General features: G+C 74.9%; 17 protein-coding genes. 9 read left to right on the top strand and 8 right to left on the bottom strand.

Annotation, left to right across the window (positions count from 1 at the left end):
• The 3 genes from J1M39_RS05360 to J1M39_RS05350 all read left to right on the top strand — a co-directional run.
• Positions 1 to 734, top strand: a 734-nt coding sequence (locus J1M39_RS05360) for an ATP-binding cassette domain-containing protein (protein ID WP_206496542.1), incomplete at its 5' end; no start/stop codon positions are given.
• Entirely contained in the window at positions 734 to 3193 is a 2460-nt protein-coding gene (locus J1M39_RS05355) for a YhgE/Pip domain-containing protein (protein ID WP_078025648.1), read from the top strand. The genes J1M39_RS05360 and J1M39_RS05355, both read left to right, overlap by 1 nt.
• Positions 3194 to 3199: 6 nt before the next feature.
• The gene (locus J1M39_RS05350; protein ID WP_073117326.1) at positions 3200 to 3760 is read left to right on the top strand and encodes a GNAT family N-acetyltransferase; all 561 of its coding nucleotides are present in this window, start codon (positions 3200 to 3202) and stop codon (positions 3758 to 3760) included.
• Between the two features lie 12 nt (positions 3761 to 3772).
• Here J1M39_RS05350 and J1M39_RS05345 read toward each other — a convergent pair whose 3' ends face one another.
• Entirely contained in the window at positions 3773 to 4303 is a 531-nt protein-coding gene (locus J1M39_RS05345) for an SgcJ/EcaC family oxidoreductase (protein WP_078025649.1), read from the bottom strand.
• 29 nt (positions 4304 to 4332) lie between these two features.
• Positions 4333 to 4473: a hypothetical protein gene (locus tag J1M39_RS05340; RefSeq protein WP_167755872.1), complete on the bottom strand. Its 141-nt coding sequence runs from the start codon at positions 4471 to 4473 to the stop codon at positions 4333 to 4335.
• A 310-nt stretch (positions 4474 to 4783) separates the two neighbouring features.
• On the opposite strand from J1M39_RS05340, the gene J1M39_RS05335 reads away from it, so the two are divergent.
• The 3 genes from J1M39_RS05335 to J1M39_RS05325 are packed head-to-tail and all read left to right on the top strand — an operon-like array spanning position 4784 to position 6947.
• Positions 4784 to 6034, top strand: a complete 1251-nt coding sequence (locus tag J1M39_RS05335) for a polysaccharide deacetylase family protein (RefSeq protein WP_206496541.1) — start codon at positions 4784 to 4786, stop codon at positions 6032 to 6034.
• A gap of 10 nt (positions 6035 to 6044) precedes the next feature.
• Positions 6045 to 6599 carry a TIGR03086 family metal-binding protein gene (locus tag J1M39_RS05330; protein ID WP_036339014.1) on the top strand — a complete coding sequence of 185 codons (555 nt, stop codon included), beginning with the start codon at positions 6045 to 6047 and terminating at the stop codon, positions 6597 to 6599.
• A 39-nt stretch (positions 6600 to 6638) separates the two neighbouring features.
• Positions 6639 to 6947: a hypothetical protein gene (locus J1M39_RS05325; protein ID WP_049147058.1), complete on the top strand. Its 309-nt coding sequence runs from the start codon at positions 6639 to 6641 to the stop codon at positions 6945 to 6947.
• A 17-nt stretch (positions 6948 to 6964) separates the two neighbouring features.
• Here the strand turns inward: J1M39_RS05325 and J1M39_RS05320 are convergent, their stop codons facing one another.
• The 4 genes from J1M39_RS05320 to J1M39_RS05305 form a co-directional block, all read right to left on the bottom strand.
• The gene (locus tag J1M39_RS05320; RefSeq protein ID WP_049146992.1) at positions 6965 to 7762 is read right to left on the bottom strand and encodes a TVP38/TMEM64 family protein; all 798 of its coding nucleotides are present in this window, start codon (positions 7760 to 7762) and stop codon (positions 6965 to 6967) included.
• 172 nt (positions 7763 to 7934) lie between these two features.
• Positions 7935 to 8807 (bottom strand): GTP pyrophosphokinase, encoded by an 873-nt coding sequence (locus J1M39_RS05315; RefSeq protein WP_069941204.1) that lies wholly within the window; start codon positions 8805 to 8807, stop codon positions 7935 to 7937.
• Between the two features lie 65 nt (positions 8808 to 8872).
• The gene (locus J1M39_RS05310; protein WP_036382344.1) at positions 8873 to 9328 is read right to left on the bottom strand and encodes an acyl-CoA thioesterase; all 456 of its coding nucleotides are present in this window, start codon (positions 9326 to 9328) and stop codon (positions 8873 to 8875) included.
• Entirely contained in the window at positions 9325 to 10788 is a 1464-nt protein-coding gene (locus J1M39_RS05305; protein ID WP_228070574.1) for an FAD-binding oxidoreductase, read from the bottom strand. Before J1M39_RS05305 ends, J1M39_RS05310 begins: the two co-directional genes overlap by 4 nt.
• Before the next feature lie 86 nt (positions 10789 to 10874).
• On the opposite strand from J1M39_RS05305, the gene J1M39_RS05300 reads away from it, so the two are divergent.
• A complete protein-coding gene (locus J1M39_RS05300; protein WP_036382347.1) occupies positions 10875 to 11537 on the top strand; it encodes a GNAT family N-acetyltransferase in 663 nt (220 codons plus the stop codon).
• Position 11538: 1 nt separating this feature from the next.
• A complete protein-coding gene (gene glsA, locus J1M39_RS05295) occupies positions 11539 to 12909 on the top strand; it encodes a glutaminase A (RefSeq protein WP_206496540.1) in 1371 nt (456 codons plus the stop codon).
• Between the two features lie 59 nt (positions 12910 to 12968).
• On the opposite strand, the gene J1M39_RS05290 is transcribed toward glsA, so the two are convergent.
• Entirely contained in the window at positions 12969 to 13763 is a 795-nt protein-coding gene (locus tag J1M39_RS05290) for an NAD(P)/FAD-dependent oxidoreductase (RefSeq protein ID WP_241253870.1), read from the bottom strand.
• 74 nt (positions 13764 to 13837) lie between these two features.
• Here J1M39_RS05290 and J1M39_RS05285 point away from each other — a divergent pair, with 74 nt between their 5' ends.
• Positions 13838 to 14605 carry a sulfite exporter TauE/SafE family protein gene (locus J1M39_RS05285; RefSeq protein ID WP_078025647.1) on the top strand — a complete coding sequence of 256 codons (768 nt, stop codon included), beginning with the start codon at positions 13838 to 13840 and terminating at the stop codon, positions 14603 to 14605.
• A 21-nt stretch (positions 14606 to 14626) separates the two neighbouring features.
• Here the strand turns inward: J1M39_RS05285 and J1M39_RS05280 are convergent, their stop codons facing one another.
• Positions 14627 to 15235, bottom strand: a complete 609-nt coding sequence (locus tag J1M39_RS05280; RefSeq protein WP_020624715.1) for a TetR/AcrR family transcriptional regulator — start codon at positions 15233 to 15235, stop codon at positions 14627 to 14629.
• Positions 15236 to 15378: the final 143 nt, after the last annotated feature.

The raw sequence follows: 15378 nt of genomic DNA, 5'->3' as shown, positions 1-15378 counted from the left end.
TCCCGGCGCACCTCGACGACCTCCCGCCCGCCACCCTCGTGGCGCGCGGTCTGACCCTGCGCGGCGGTCGCGGGCCGGTGTTCGGCCCCCTCGACCTCGTGCTGCCCCCGCAGACCCACCTGGCCGTGCTCGGAACCCAGGGCTCGGGCCGCTCGGCCCTGCTGCTCGCCCTCACGGGGCGCCTGCAGGGCGTGCGGGGCGAGCTCGTGCTCACCGGCGGCCCCGTGGACGTCGCCCTGGACGGGCCGGAGCGGCCCGCCGCCCGCGCGTACCGGCCCCCGATCGACGCCGCGCGCCACCCGCACGCCCTCCGCGCCCGCACCGCCGTCGCCCACACCACCGACGTGGTGGAGCTCGAGCCGGCGCTGACCGCGGCCGAGGTCGTGGACGAGCGCTGCCTCGCCGACGGCGTGCGCCGCCGCGCCGGCCGCGCGCGCTTCGCCCTCCTCGCGGACGCGGTGAGGCTGAGCGTGGCGCCGGAGGCCGTCGTCGGGGAGCTGCCTGCACCCGAGCGCGCGCTGCTGGCCGCCGTCGTCGCCTGCCTGCGCCCGGCCCGCCTCGTCACCTTCGACGACGTGGACGCCACCCTGACCATCGATGAGCTGGTCGCGCTCCACGCGGCCCTGGACGTCCTCAAGGACCACGGCCACCCGTTCGCGGTGAGCGCCGTGGCCTCCGCGCCCGTGCCGCGCGACGCCGTCGTCCTCACCCTGCCCCCCGTCCGGGAGAACTGATGCTGTTCCGCTACGAGCTGCGACGCTTCCGCCGTGGCCTGCCCCTGCTCGCCCTGCTGTTCATCTTCCTCGTCCCCGCCATCTACGGCGCCCTGTACCTGTCCGCGAACTGGGACCCCTACGGGGCCATGGACCGGCTGCCGGTGGCGATCGTCAACGAGGACGAGCCCGTCCAGCGCGGCGACACCACGCTGCGCACCGGCGCGGACATGACCGAACGCCTCAAGGACGACCGCGCCTTCGACTGGCGCGAGACCACGCGCGAGGAGGCCGAGGAGGGACTGCGGGAGGGCCGGTACTACCTCGTCCTGGAGATCCCCGCCGAGCTCAGCCGTGACCTCGTCAGCCCCGAGGGCGGCGGGACACCGCAGCAGGCGCAGATCACCCTGCGCCGAGACGACGCCAACGGCTTCGTGATCGGCTCCGTCACGAACGCGAGCCAGGCCAAGGTCGAGGCCGCCGTGAACCGGTCCGCGATCGAGGCGTACTTCGAGGCCGTCTTCTCCAGCCTCGGCGAGCTGCGGTCGGGCATGGTGGACGCCGCCGACGGCGCCGCGCAGCTGGCCGACGGCACGGCCTCCGCGGAGGACGGCGCGAGCCGGCTGGAGGACGGGATCGTCCAGGCCCACGACGGCTCGGGCAAGCTGGCCGAGGGCGCGGGCCAGCTCGCCACGGGTGCGGGTGACCTCGCGGACGGCGCCGCCCAGGCCGACGACGGCGCCCAGCGACTCGCCGAGGGCGCCGCGTCCGCGCAGGACGGGGCCGGGCGCCTGGCCGACGGGCTCGACCAGGCGCGCGAGGGCTCCCAGGCCCTCGCCGACGGCGCCGGGCAGCTCGCCGAGAACGCCCCCGCCCTGCGTCAGGGCGCCACGGACCTCTCCGACGGGCTGGCCCAGCTGCAGACCGGATCGGCCGAGCTCACCGACGGCGCCACGCAGGTGGCCGACGGCACCCAGCAGCTCTACGACACGGTGGTCCCCGGCCTGGACCAGGTGATCGAGCGCCAGGACGCGGTGGCCGCCGACGTCGCCGCGGTGGACGAGGACGTCCAGCGGGTCGCCGAGGTGGCCGGCACGGCCGAGGACGGCGCGGGCGCCCGCATCGCCGACGCGCAGACCGCCCTGGCCGCGCTCGCCGAAGAGGACCCGACGCTCGCCGAGTCCGAGCAGTACGCCGCGCTCCAGGAGGCGCTCACCGGCGCGGACGAGCGGGTGACCGCCGTCGCCGGCCGCGCCGAGGAGGCCGCCGCGACCTCCGCGGCCGCCAACGAGCGCGTCCAGGGCTTCGTCGAGGACGACGTCGCCGCCTCCGCCAAGGCGGATCTGACGGACCTCAACGACGGCGCCCACGCCGTGGCCGCGGGCGCCGAGAAGCTGCAGGGCGGGATCGGTGAGGCGAAGGACGGGGCCGACTCCCTCGCCGACGGCGCCGGGAAGTTCGCGGACGGCCTCGAGCAGCTGGGCTCCGGCGCGACCGAGCTCGACGGCGGCCTGGCCCAGCTCCAGGACGGCGCCGGGGAGCTGCAGTCCGGCCTCGGCGAGCTGACGGACGGGGCGACCACCCTCGCCGAGGGCAACGCCGCGCTCCACGACGGGGCGCTGACCCTGCAGGACGGTGCGGGGCAGCTGGAGTCCGGCGCGACCGAGCTCGACGGCGGCCTGGCCCAGCTCCAGGACGGCGCCGGGGAGCTGCGCGCCGGCCTCGGCACCCTCGACGACGGCGCCCACGAGCTCGCCTCCGGGCTCTCCGACGGCGCCGACCGCGTCCCCGCCCTGACCGAGGACGAGCGGGACGAGGCCGCCCTGGTGATGTCCCGGCCCGTGGAGGCCGTGATGCAGGTGGACAACTCCGCGGAGGTCTACGGCCGCGGCATGGCGCCGATGTTCTTCTCCATCGCCCTGTGGGTGTTCGGCATCGCCGCGTTCAACATCATGCGGCCCATCAGCGGGCGGCTGCTGGCCGGGCGCCGCAACCCGGTGGCGATCGCGCTGGCCGCGTGGCTGCCCGTGGGCATCGTGGCCGTGGGCGGCGGCCTGCTCATGCTCGCCGCGACGCTGCCGCTGGGCCTGGCCCCCGTGCACCCGGTGCGGGCCGTGGCCCTGACGGTGCTCGTGGCCGTGGTGTTCTCCCTCATCGCGCACCTGGTGCAGACGGCGCTCGGCACCCCCGGTTCGGCGCTGCTGCTGGTCCTGCTGGTCCTGCAGCTGGCCTCCACCGGCGGCACCTACCCGGCCGAGGTGCTGCCCGGCTTCTTCCAGGCGCTGCACCCGTTCATGCCGATGAGCTACTCCATCGAGGCGTTCCGCAACGCGATCTCCGGCGGTCCGGACCAGCGCTTCTGGGTGCCGGTGGTCGTGCTGATGGGCATCGGGGCGGCGGCGCTCGCCCTGGACGTGCTCGTGGTGCGGCGCCGGCGCCGGTTCCGCATGAAGGACCTGCACCCCGCGCTGCAGGCCTGAGCGGAGATGACTTCCGCACCCCGCGCCGCCGTCGTCCGTCCGGCCCGCCCCGAGGACGCGCCCGCGATCGCCGCGATCGCCGCGGCCACCTTCCCGGACGCCTCCCCGTCCTCGCTGCCGCGTGCCGCGGTGGAGGCGCACATCGCGTTGCACCTGAGCGAGGCCGCCGTGGCCGCGTGGATCGCGGACCCGGAGCGGATCGTGCTCGTGGGCGCCGCGGCCGACGCCCCGGAGACCCTGCTCGGCTACGCCATGTACGAGACCGCCGCGACCCCCGAGGCACCCGTCACGGAGCGGCTCGGCGACGTGCCGGCCGGCCACCTCTCGAAGCTGTACGTGCTCGCCGAGGGGCGCGGCACCGGGCTGGCCGAGGCCCTCGTGCACGACGGCGTCGAGCGGCTGAGGCGGCTGGGGTTCCGGCACGTGTGGCTCGGCACGAACGCGCAGAACACACGGGCCAACCGGTTCTACGAGCGCCTTGGCTTCGCGACGATCGGGGCGCGGCAGTTCGTGGTCGGCGGGGAGCGCGTCGAGGACGACTGGGTGCGGCTGCTGACGGTGGAGTGAGCCCGCCTCCGCTCAGCAGGCCTCCGGGCCGTCGGGGTCGTCGTCGGGATCGATCCACGCCGACGGGTGGTAGTGCACCGCGGCCAGCCCGTCGTCGTCGGCCAGGTGGGTCTGCGCCTCGGGCACGGAGTCCGTGTTCTGTCCGGCCACCGCCTCCCACGCCCCGGCCTCGGTGCGGCGCACCACGAGCAGCAGGACGCCGGTGCGCTCGCCGGCCTCGTCGCCGTCGGGCGCGGTCTGCCCCGTCATGGTCCACGGCGCGTGCACCACCGCCACGTCCCCGAGCTCGCGCACGCGCACCTGCCCGAGCACGAGCCGGGAGGCCGGGAACATCCAGCGGAAGCCGAGCGCGTGGTTCACCCGGATCTGCCGACGCCGCGTCCACCACACGCCCACCACGTTCACGAAGTCCGCGTCCTCGGCGAACAGGTCGGCGAGCGCGTCGGCGTCGGCGGCGTTCCAGGCGGCCGCGAAGGCCTCGGCCACCGCGGCGGGGCCGGCCGGCCCGGCCGCGACGTCGGCGGTGGGGTCCGCGGGGGACATGACTGCTCCTGGATCGGGGAAGGACGGGTTCAGCGGGCGGGCCCGTAGGCCAGCGTCAGCACGACGGCGGCGAACAGCACCGCCATCACGGCCAGGACCGTGAGCACGGCGCGCAGGGCCGCACGCGCGCGCGGGTCGGCCGGGGGTGGTGCATCCGGACGTCGGGTCACGCTCGCCAGTGTGGCATGCGGCACGGCACGAGGGGCGCGTGCGTCGGCGCGCGTCGAAGGTGCCTCCCAGCCGGGGCTCAGTCGACGCTGAAGCTGCGGATGTGGTTGCCGAACACGAAGCGGTCGAACACGGTCCGCGCCGAGCTCGGGTCGTCCGCGTGACCACTCTGTGCCGTCTGCGGCGGATCGAGCCCCGCCGCTGGCCGGCCTCCCATGCCGCGCCGTTCCCACCTCCGCCCGCCCGCCCGGCAGGGGTGGTCTCGGGCCGGGCGGCCTTGGGATGATGGGTGCCCCCAGAGAAAGGTGCCCGATGCCCCCGCCCGTGCCGCAGCCGACCCGTCGACAGATGCTCCTGGCCGGTTCCGCCCTGCTCGGATCGGGACTGCTGGCCGCCTGCGGGCAGGACGGGGAGGACGCGGCGTCGTCGTCCGTGCCGACCTCGTCCGCGCCCACCTCCGCCGCCCCCGCTGGTCCGCCGCCCGCCGGCGAACCGGTGGCCTGGCCGGACGTGGCCCGGGTTCCGCACCTGTTCTTCCACTCCCTGGTGGTGGACCCGGCGCGCGCCTTCGACGGCGACGACAAGGCCCGCGGCTACCTGGACTTCATGGTCACGGTGGACGAGTTCGACGCCGTCATCCGGCAGGTCTACGAGCGCGGTTACGTGCTGGTCTCCCCGCACGAGCTGTACGAGGTGGGGGAGGACGACGTCGTGCGCCCGAAGACCCTCATGGTCCCCGAGGGCCGGACCCCGCTGATCCTCTCCTTGGACGACTGCTCGTACTACCTCTACATGGACGGCGACGGCTTCGCGGACCGTCTGATCGTGGCCGAGGACGGCCGCGTCCGCAACGAGTACACGGACGCCCAGGGCACCACGCACGTCGGGGCGTTCGACGTCGTCCCGCGTCTGGACGACTTCCTCGCCGAGCACCCGGACTTCAGCCTCAACGGCGCCCGCGGCGTGCTGGCCATGACCGGCTACGACGGCGTGTTCGGTTACCGCACCTCGGCCCGCGAGTTCGGGGACAGCCCCACGTTCGACGCCGACGTCGCGGCCGCCACCGAGGTCGCCGACGCGCTCAAGGACAGCGGCTGGGAGTTCGCCTCCCACACGTGGGGCCACCGGACGGTGCCGAAGCTGACCATGGAGGAGCTCGAGTTCGACATGGGGCACTGGCACGAGGAGGTCGAGCCGATCCTCGGCCCCACGGACATGCTCATCTACCCGTTCGGCGCGGACGTCACCGGCCCCGGCACGTACACGGAGGACAACGAGCGGTACCGCTACCTCCGCGAGCTCGGCTACCGCTCCTTCTTCCTCGTGGACGGCACCTCCAAGGCGTGGGGCCAGCTCGAGCCCGGCTACTACCGCGGCTCGCGCATCAACGTGGACGGCATCAGCCTCGCCGCGGCCGTCTCGGGCGAGCGGCCCGTGCTGGAGGAGTTCTTCGACCCCCGGTCCGTCCTGGACCCGGCCCGCCCCGAGTCCATCCGCGGCCCGAAGAAGCCGAGCCCGGCGCCGTCGTCGCCCGCCGCGGCCCCGAGAACCCCGCGACCCTGAGGAGAGCACCATGTCCATCCCCGCCACCGAGGTCGAGGCCCGCTGGAACGCGGCCGCCGAGCCGTTCACCGCCGTCGTCCGGGAGGTGCGGGACTGGGACGCCGCCACCCCGTGTGAGGGCTGGGACGCGCTGGACCTGCTGGACCACGTGATCGCCGGCCAGCGCGACTTCGCCGCCCGCCAGGGCCGGGAGGTGCCCCTCTTCGACGGGTCCCGCCAGCAGCTGGCCACCCAGTGGGCCAAGCACGCCGCCGCCATGTCCGCCCTCGCCGGTGACGAGGAGTTCATCATGCGGCCCATGAAGACCGCGCTCGGGGAGATGCCCGTGGGCGAGGCGTTGATCCGCTTCCACGCGTTCGACGTGATCGTGCACCGTTGGGACCTGGCCCGCTCGCAGGGCGTGGACGCGCGGTTCACGGACGCGGAGATCGACTGCGTGGAGGAGTCGCTGGAACTGTTCGGCGACGCCGCCTACACGCCCGGCATCCTGGGCGAGCCCGTCCCCGTGGCCGACGACGCCGACCGGCAGACCCGCCTGCTCGGTCGCCTGGGCCGTCGGGGCTGAGACCCGGGCAGGACCCGTCCCCGCACCCCAGGAGGCACCGTGAGCGAGTCCACCGGTTTCAGCGCCGCGGAGCAGGCCGCGATCGCCGAGCGCGCGCAGGAGCTGCGCGCCCAGCGCGGCGGCAGGAAGAAGGCCGACGCCCTGCAGGACCTGCTGGTGAAGATCGAGGAGATGCCCGAGCCGGACCGCGCCATGGCGGTGGGGGTGCACCGGATCGTCACGGAGGCGGCCCCGGAGCTCGAACCCCGCACCTGGTACGGCATGCCCGCCTACGCGCGCGGCACGGACGTGCTCGTGTTCCTGCAGGTCAGCAGCAAGTTCGGCGTGCGGTACACAACCCTCGGCTGACGTCCGGCGCAGAGTGGTCACGACACGCCGCGTCGCGCACGCGGAGACGGCGTGTCCTGACCACTCCGCGGGCTTTCCGGCCCCTCCGAGCCCGCCGGCTCCTCCGCGGACCGGGCCGCCCGTCGCCAGTGGCGCACCGCCCACAGGGTCAGACCGCCCACGGTGAGCCAGCCCACCCCGAGCAGCACGCCGTTCACGACGCCCGGGCGCACCGCGAACGCCCCCATCGCCACGAGGGAGAGCTGCCCGGGGATCACGCCGACCGCGGTGGAGCCGGCGAAGATCCCCAGCGGCACGGCGAGCGCGCCCGCCCCGTAGTTCACGGGCCAGTACGGCAGCCCCGGGGCGACGCGCAGGGTCAGCAGGGCGAGGAACCCGGTGTCCTCGAGCCGCCGCTCCACGGTCTCGGCGTGGCGGCCGAGCCAGCGCAGGGCCACCTCGCGCCCGACCGCGCGCGCGATGCCGTACGCCCCGAGCGAGCCCAGCAGGGCTCCGACGACGGACAGCACCGTCCCCTCGATCGCGCCGAAGAGCACACCGGCGGTGACCGCCATGATCGTCACGGGGATGGGGGTGAGCGCCACGGCCGCGTACAGCACGGTGAACGCCAGCCAGCTCCACCAGCCGAAGCCGTCCAGTTGGGCGCGCAGCTCGTCCACACCGGGCAGGCGCACGGTGAGTGCCAGCCACACGAACGCCGCCACCACGAGGACGAGGGCGGCGGTGCGCAGGATCGACACCCCGCGGTGCCCGGTGCGGGCGGGCAGGGTGGAGGCGGCGCCGGAGTCGCGCGGCGGCACGGCGGTGGAGGGCATCGACTCAGGCTACCGGGAGTCGCCCCGCCCCGTTCCGTCAGCATGTCCTCCCTGGTCTGCGGTCACGCCCTGCTCGGCTTCGGCGGATCACACGCGTGTGACTCATCCACACCTGTGGACAACTCTGTGGAGAACCCTGTGCACGCGGCCCGCCAGGTGTGGACGGAGGGGCTCAGACGGTGGACGCGCCGGGCGCGTCGTCGCCCGGCTCCGCGGCGCCCGGCCGCGCCTCGCCCGGCCGCGCCTCGCCCGGCCCTGCCGCCGGCTCGTCCTCGAAGGCGGGACCGCCGTCGTCCTCCCAGGCCGCGGCGGCGTCGTCGTCCCTGTCGGTCTCCTGCACCTGGTCGTGCAGGCGCTCCATGCGGGTGTCCAGGTCCGCGGCCACGCGGGCGGCGGCCACGAGCTCGGTCGCGATGTCCGGGGGCACGCCGCCGTCGAACTTGTAGTTGATCTTGTGCTCGAGCGTGGCCCAGAAGTCCATGGCGCTCGTGCGGAACTGCATCTCCACGGTCACCTGGATCGTGCCGGTGGACAGGTGGATCGGCACCTGCACGAGGCAGTGCAGGCTGCGGTAGCCGGAAGGCTTGGGTCGGGAGATGTAGTCCTCCACCTCGAGCACCCGGATGTCCGGCTGCTGCGTGAACTGGCGGAACACGCGGTACACGTCCCGGGCGAAGCTGACGATCACGCGCGCCCCGGCGATGTCCGTGACGTTGGTGCGCAGCGCGTCCAGGTCCAGGGACAGCCCGCGGGCGGAGGCCTTGCGCAGGATCGACTCCGGCGACTTCACCCGCGTGACGATGTGCTCGATGGGGTTGTAGTCGTGCAGGTGCGTGAACTCGTCCCGCAGCACCTCGAGCCGCGCCTCCACCTGGAGCAGGGCCGAGCGGTACTCGAGGTCGAAACGCTCGACGTCCTTGCGCAGCCGATCCAACGCCACGGACATCACGGGGGAGAGCTGCGTCAACGCGGACACGGGGGTGCCGCGCAGCGCCTCGACGTCCGCCGAGGGCACGGGCGCGTCCGGGGAAGGGTCCTGCTCCATGGCCTCAGAGCCTACGGCGGGATCCTGCGAGACGGCTGGCCGTCCACAGGCCCGACGGCGGCCCGTCAGTCCTCGGCGGGGATCAGCACGCGTTCGAAGACGGCGCGCTCCTCGTCGGAGACGGCCACGGGCCGCCCGGCCGCCGGGTCCACCTGCACGAACACGGCGTCGCACAGCACGCAGCGCCGCCCGTCCTGCCACAGCTCGTGGCGCAGCGTGAAGGACGTCCGGCCGATCCGCAGGATCCACACCCGCGCCGTCACCTCGGGCCCGGCGTAGACCACGGGCGCCTCGTACTGGACCTCCATGGACCGCACGACGCGCTGGACGTCCGGGGACGCCGTCGTCGTGGCCCACGCGGCCAGGGCGCGCACGCGCGCCTCCTCGGTGAGGGTGAGCAGGCGGGCGTTGTTGACGTGGCCGTAGCGGTCCTCGTCGGACCAGCGCAGCTGCAGCCCGACCTCGAACGGGGTCGGCGTGCCGGCGTCGGCGGGGGTCTCGGGGGTGGTCGGCTGCGTCACGGGGTGAACACCTTTCCTGGGTTGAGGATGCCGTGCGGGTCGAACACGGCCTTGATGCGCTGCTGGAGGTCGTGCTGGGCGTCGCCGAGCTCGTCCCGCAGGAACGCGCGCTTGAGCAGGCCCACGCCGTGTTCGCCGGTGAGCGTGCCGCCGAGTTCCAGACCCGCGCGGAACAGCTCGCCGGCGGCCTCCCACACGTCCGCCGGAATCGACGCGGCGTCCTCGGCCGCACCGCCCACCTGCGCCGCCGCGCCGAACAGCAGGATCGGGTGCAGGTTGCCGTCCCCGGCGTGGGCCGTGGTGGGGATGGCGACGCCGGTGCGTGCCTCGATCTCACGGATCCGCGCGAACATCTCGGCCATGCGGCTGCGCGGGACGGCCACGTCCTCCACGAGCGGGGTGCCGAGGCGCTCGAGTGCGGGGAACGCGGTGCGGCGCAGGGCCATGAGGGCCTCCCCCTCGGCGGGGTCCACGGTCACGGTGACGTCCCCGCTGTGGGCGCGCATGAGGGCGGCCATGGCCTCCCCGTCCGCCTCGGCGCCGGCGCCGTCGGCCTGCACCAGCAGGAACGCGCCGGACTCGGGCAGGGCGGCCCCGCGTTCGGGCCCCGCGTGCGCGCGCACCGCGGCGAGCGTCGCCTCGTCCATCAGCTCCATCAGGGCGGGCACGTGACCGGCCCCGGTGATCGCCTCGGCCGCGGCGGCGCCCGCGACGACGTCCGGGAAGAACCCGCCGAGCGTCACCGGCACGCCGCGCACGGCCGGCCGCAGCGCCAGCGTCGCACCCACGATCACGCCGAGCGTGCCCTCCGAGCCGATCATCAGCGCGACCAGGTCGTAGCCGGTCACCCCCTTGACGGTGCGGTGGCCCAGCCGCAGCAGGGTGCCGTCCGCGAGCACCACGTCCAGGCCCAGCACCGCCTCGCGCGTGACGCCGTACTTGGCGCACAGCAGCCCGCCGGCGTTCATCGCGATGTTGCCGCCCACCGTGGAGATGTCCTTCGACGCCGGGTCCGGGGCCCACCACAGCCCGTGCTCGGCGAGCGCGGCGTTCAGCGCCCCGTTGAGGATCCCCGGCTCGACGACGGCCACGCGGTCCGCGGGGGAGACCTCCAGGATCCGGTCCATCGCGGTCATGTCCAGGACGATCTCGCCCGCCCCCGCGACGGCGCCGCCGGCCAGCCCCGTGCCCGCTCCGCGGGTGACCAGCGGGGTGCGGGTGCCGTGCGCGACCCGGCACGCGGCCTGCACGTCCTCCACCGTCCGCGCGCGGACCACGGCCAGCGGCGCGGCGGGGGAGCGATGCCCCGAGCGGTCCGCCCGGGCGGCCTCGAGTGCGGCGACGGAGACGTCCACGCGGCCGGGCAGCTCCGCCTGCAGGCGGGCGACGACGTCGGCGGGCGGGGCGTCCGCGGTGGCAGGGCCGGTGGGGGTCGGATCGAGCGGTGCGGAGGAGTCCATGTCCACCAGTGTCGCCGATCACACGGGGTGGAACGTGCGTCGGCCGGTCCGATGACGCGTCCGGCCCCGTCCCTAGACTGGCGACCATGACCTCCCCGGACTCCGCTGCGCCGCGCCCTCGCGTCCACGTGCTCACCCTGCGCCCGGGTGGAGCCCGCGAGGACACCGCCCGCCGCGTGGGCGCCGTCCTCGCCGAGGCCTTCGCCACGGACCCCTACACGCTCGGGCTCGTGCCCGAGGACCGGCGCGAGGCCCGACTCGAGCGCAAGTTCACCACCGCCGTGCGCCACGGGCTGCGCGCGGGGGCCGACGGCGCCCCGCTCGGCGCCGTGGACGTCGCCGTGGACGCTGCCGACGGCACGCTGCTCGGCGCCGCCGTGTGGACCTCCCCCGCCGCCCCCCGCGGGGTCGACGTGCCGGGCCTGCTGGCGGGGCTGCCCACCGCCGTCGCCGTCCACGGCCGCCACACCCTCGCCCTGAAGCGGATCCAGGCCGCCTGCGAGCGTGCCCGCCCGGCAGGCCGGCACTGGTACCTTGAGGAGGTCGGCACCGTCCCGTCCGCCCGCGGGCGCGGGGCGGCGAGTGCGCTGGTGCGCCACGGCCAGCGCCGCGCGTCGGGTCTGCCCGTGCACCTCGAGGCGTCCGTGCCCGCCACCGTCCCGTTCTATGAGCGGCTCGGCTTCCGTGCGACCGGCCACGTGCCCGTGCCCGGGGGCGAGCCCCTGACCTGCCTGCGCTGGGAGGCCTGAGATGAGACACCCGATCCCCGACTACCTGGCGAGCCTGATCACCGAGCTCGGCGCCGTGAACCCGGGAGAGACGGCCCAGTACATCCCCGTGCTCGCGGAGGCGGACCCGGACCGCTTCGGCATCGCGCTGGCCACCCCCACCGGGCGGCTGCACTTCGCGGGCGACGCGGACGTGGAGTTCACCATCCAGTCCGCGTCCAAGCCGTTCACGTACGCGGCCGCGCTCGTGGACCGGGGCTTCGCCGCCGTGGACCGGCAGGTGGGGTTGAACCCCTCGGGCGAGGCCTTCAACGAGCTCTCCCTCGAGGCGGAGTCGCACCGCCCGGACAACGCCATGATCAACGCCGGCGCGCTCGCGGTGCACCAGCTGCTCGTGGGACCGGAGGCGAGCCGGAAGGAGCGGCTGGACCGGGCCGTGGAGATCATGTCCCTGCTCGCCGGGCGTCGGCTCTCGGTGGACTGGGAGACGTACGAGTCCGAGATGGCGGTCTCGGACCGCAACCTCTCCCTGGGGCACATGCTCCGCAGCTACGGGGTGCTGCAGGACTCGGCCGAGGAGATCGTGGCCGGGTACGTGGCGCAGTGCGCCGTGCTCGTCACCGCCAAGGACCTCGCCGTGATGGGCGCGTGTCTGGCCACCGGGGGCATCCATCCGATGACGGGTGAGCGCGTGCTGCCGTCCATCGTGGCGCGGCGCGTGGTGTCCGTGATGACCTCCTCCGGCATGTACGACGCCGCCGGGCAGTGGCTCGCCGACGTCGGGATCCCGGCCAAGTCCGGGGTGGCCGGCGGTGTGCTCGGCGCGCTGCCGGGCCGCGTGGGGATCGGCGTGTTCTCGCCGCGCCTGGACGAGGTGGGCAACTCGGCGCGCGGCGTGCTGGCGTGCCGCCGCCTCTCCGAGGACTTCCGGCTGCACCTCATGGACGGCGACAGCCTGGGCGGAACCGCCGTGCGCTTCGTGGAACGCGAGGGTGACCGCGTGTTCCTGCACCTGCAGGGCGTGATCCGGTTCGGCGGCGCCGAGGCGGTGCTGGACGCGCTCACGGACCTGCGCACCGGTGCGGAGAAGCCCGGCACCGGCTGGGACGCCGCCGTCTACCCGCGGTGGCAGGAGGCCGCGGCGGACAGCGCGGCGCTCGCGGCCGCGACCGGCGGCGGGGCGGTGTACGAGGCCGCCGCCGTGGCCGCCCGAGATGAGAACGACGGGCCCATCCGCACCGTGGTGCTCAACCTCACGCGGGTGGACCGGATCGACGACGTCGGCCGGCGGCTGATCGCCGAGGGCGTGCGCCGGCTGCAGGCGGACGGCGTGCGCGTGGAGGTCGAGGATCCGGAGCGCATCCTGCCGCTGGAGGAGGCCGGCGCCCACTGAGGCGGCGGGGCGGGCAGGAGGGGGGGCGTGGCGGTGCTCTCCGTCTCGCTCCCTTTCGTTCAACTGCTGTTCATGTGACAATGGGCGGTCTCATCCCTTGACCCCGCTGTTCGAGGACGACCCCCATGCCCCTTTCCACGCTCGACCCCCACCGCGGCGAGGATCAGGTCCGGGGCGAGCGTGGCGCCGTCGTCGAGGTGGACGGTGCGCGGGGCGCGCACCTGCCCCACCCGCACGCCGGTGCGCAGCTCGACGCCGGCGCCGATCAGCCACTGCGCGATCCGATCGCCCGCCTCGCGGCCGAGCCGCTTCTGCTGCGGCACCTCGTCCGGGGTGACCAGCGTGGTGGCCACCCCGCGCAGGGCCAGGGAGGCGGCCGCCTCGCAGCCGATGAACCCCGAGCCCACCACGACGGCGGAGCGCGCGTGCCCGGCGGAGGCCACCAGGCGGCGGGCGTGGTCGAGAGAGCGCAGCAGGTGCACCTCGGCGTCGTCGTCCGCGACGGGCAGGGGCTTCGGGTGCGCGCCGAGGGCGAGGATCAGGCGCTCGAAGCGGACCGGCTCCTCGGCGGCCCACAGCGTCCGCGCACCCAGGTCCGCGTGGGTGACGGTCACGCCCCGGCGCAGCTCGACGGCGTCCGGCAGCTCGTCCAGCACCGTCGGGTCGGGTTCGGCGGTGCCGCGCAGCAGCTCCTTGGACAGCGGCGGGCGCTCGTAGGGGTGGTCCACGTCCGAGGTGAGCATGAGGACGGGGCCGGGTCCCCCGGCGTCGACGTAGGCGCGGGCGGCGCTGACGCCGGCGGGGCCGCTGCCCACGATCACGAGCGGGTACGGAGTGGAGCTGTGCTGGGCCATGCGGCCAGCATGCGCACCCGTCACGGGCGGAAGCCAGGGCCGACGGGCACCCCCGGCTCCGGCATACTGCCCGCATGGACCCCTCCCTGGTGTGGCTGCCGGCCGTCGTCGCGCTGGCCGCGATCACCGTGGGCGGCACGCTCCAGCGGGTGAGCGGAATGGGCGTCGGCATGATCGCCGCACCCACGCTGTCCCTGCTCCTGGGCCCGGTGGCGGGGGTGACGCTGTCCAACGTGGCCGCCTCGGTGTCCGCGGTGCTGCTGTTCGCGGTGCTCCACAGGCACGTGGACTGGCCGCGCTTCGTCCGCCTCGCACCCCTGCTCGTGGCCGGCTCGTTCGCGGGGGCGTGGGCCGTGCGGGTCCTGGACGCCCACGCGCTCGAGATCCTCCTGGGGTCCTCCGTGCTGGTGGCCGTGGCCGCCGTCCTGGGCCTGCAGCAGCGCTTCACCGCCCAGGGGAACGGGGCCGTGTTCGCCTCCGGCGCCGTGGCCGGGTTCATGAACACCACCGCGGGCATCGCCGGGCCGGCGCTCGCGGTCTACGCGGTGGCGAGCCGGTGGGACCAGCGCTCGTGGGCGGCCACCCTCCAGCCCGTGTTCCTGCTGGCCAATCTCACCTCGCTGGTCACCAAGTCGCTGTTCGGCGCGGCCGTGCCCGCGGGGCTGCACGTGCCGTGGCCGGTGTGGGTCGCCGTGGTGGTGGGCGGTCCGCTGGGTGTCCTGCTCGGTTCGGTGGTGGCCCGCCGGGTGGACCCCGCGAAGGCGCGCGTCCTCGCGATCTGCCTCGCCGGCGTCGGGGGCACGGTGGCGCTGGTGCGCGGTGTGGCCGGCACCCTGGGCTGAGGCGGGGCCGGCGCGCAGGCGTCAGGGCAGGAGGGAGCGCACGGCCGCGGCCAGCGTGTCCCGCACGTCGTCCACCGTCAGGTCCTCCGGGGCCAGGTGCCGCTCGACCGACAGCGTGTGCACGAGCATCAGGAGCATGGCCGCGGTGTGCGTGACCTGCTCGTCCGGGACGTCGGCCAGCACGCGGTGCTCACGCAGCAGGCCGGCCAGGAAGTCCCGCCGCCGGACGGTGAGCGTCCGGTAGGCTCTCCCCACGGCGGGCTCGCGCAGGCCCACGGCCTGGAACTCGTGGAGGAGCAGGGGCCAGGAGCCCGTGGTCTCGAGCACGACGTCGGCCAGGGCCTCCGCCACGCGGGCCACCAGGTCCTCGCGCGGCAGGTCGGGGTCGTCCAGGGCGTCGGCGACGCCGTCCATGGCTCGGGTGGTCGCCCGCTCGAACTGGACGGTGCAGGCGGCGGCGAAGAGGTCCGGCTTCCCCGCGAAGCCGGAATAGACGGCGCCCTTCGTGTAGCCGGCCTCCGCCGCGATGCGGGCGAGGGAGGAGCGCGCGTAGCCCTCCCGTCCGAACACCCGGGCCGCGTGGTCGAGGATGGCCGCGCGGACATCCTCGCGGCGGGGTCGGGTGGCCATGTTGCCCTCTCGATGCCGATGGTATTGAATACCGATGGTATTGAATCCGCCTCGACTCGGCAAAGAGGGCCTATGTCTTCCACTCCCACCGACGCCGATCACCATGGCCCCGGGCCCGCCCCCGTCCCGGCGCACCTCGACGA

This window comes from Micrococcus sp. KRD077, from assembly GCF_017168505.1.
Lineage (GTDB): Bacteria > Actinomycetota > Actinomycetes > Actinomycetales > Micrococcaceae > Micrococcus > Micrococcus luteus.
The sequence above is the reverse complement of the archived record's forward strand: the minus strand, read 5'-3'. Positions and strand labels throughout refer to the sequence as shown.

Coding starts and splice junctions, on each gene's coding strand:
- J1M39_RS05355 (WP_078025648.1), top strand. CDS start 734: ATGCTGTTCCGCTACGAGCTGCGACGCTTCCGCCGTGGCCTGCCCCTG.
- J1M39_RS05350 (WP_073117326.1), top strand. CDS start 3,200: ATGACTTCCGCACCCCGCGCCGCCGTCGTCCGTCCGGCCCGCCCCGAG.
- J1M39_RS05345 (WP_078025649.1), bottom strand. CDS start 4,303: ATGTCCCCCGCGGACCCCACCGCCGACGTCGCGGCCGGGCCGGCCGGC.
- J1M39_RS05335 (WP_206496541.1), top strand. CDS start 4,784: ATGCCCCCGCCCGTGCCGCAGCCGACCCGTCGACAGATGCTCCTGGCC.
- J1M39_RS05330 (WP_036339014.1), top strand. CDS start 6,045: ATGTCCATCCCCGCCACCGAGGTCGAGGCCCGCTGGAACGCGGCCGCC.
- J1M39_RS05320 (WP_049146992.1), bottom strand. CDS start 7,762: ATGCCCTCCACCGCCGTGCCGCCGCGCGACTCCGGCGCCGCCTCCACC.
- J1M39_RS05315 (WP_069941204.1), bottom strand. CDS start 8,807: ATGGAGCAGGACCCTTCCCCGGACGCGCCCGTGCCCTCGGCGGACGTC.
- J1M39_RS05305 (WP_228070574.1), bottom strand. CDS start 10,788: ATGGACTCCTCCGCACCGCTCGATCCGACCCCCACCGGCCCTGCCACC.
- J1M39_RS05300 (WP_036382347.1), top strand. CDS start 10,875: ATGACCTCCCCGGACTCCGCTGCGCCGCGCCCTCGCGTCCACGTGCTC.
- glsA (WP_206496540.1), top strand. CDS start 11,539: ATGAGACACCCGATCCCCGACTACCTGGCGAGCCTGATCACCGAGCTC.
- J1M39_RS05290 (WP_241253870.1), bottom strand. CDS start 13,763: ATGGCCCAGCACAGCTCCACTCCGTACCCGCTCGTGATCGTGGGCAGC.
- J1M39_RS05285 (WP_078025647.1), top strand. CDS start 13,838: ATGGACCCCTCCCTGGTGTGGCTGCCGGCCGTCGTCGCGCTGGCCGCG.
- J1M39_RS05280 (WP_020624715.1), bottom strand. CDS start 15,235: ATGGCCACCCGACCCCGCCGCGAGGATGTCCGCGCGGCCATCCTCGAC.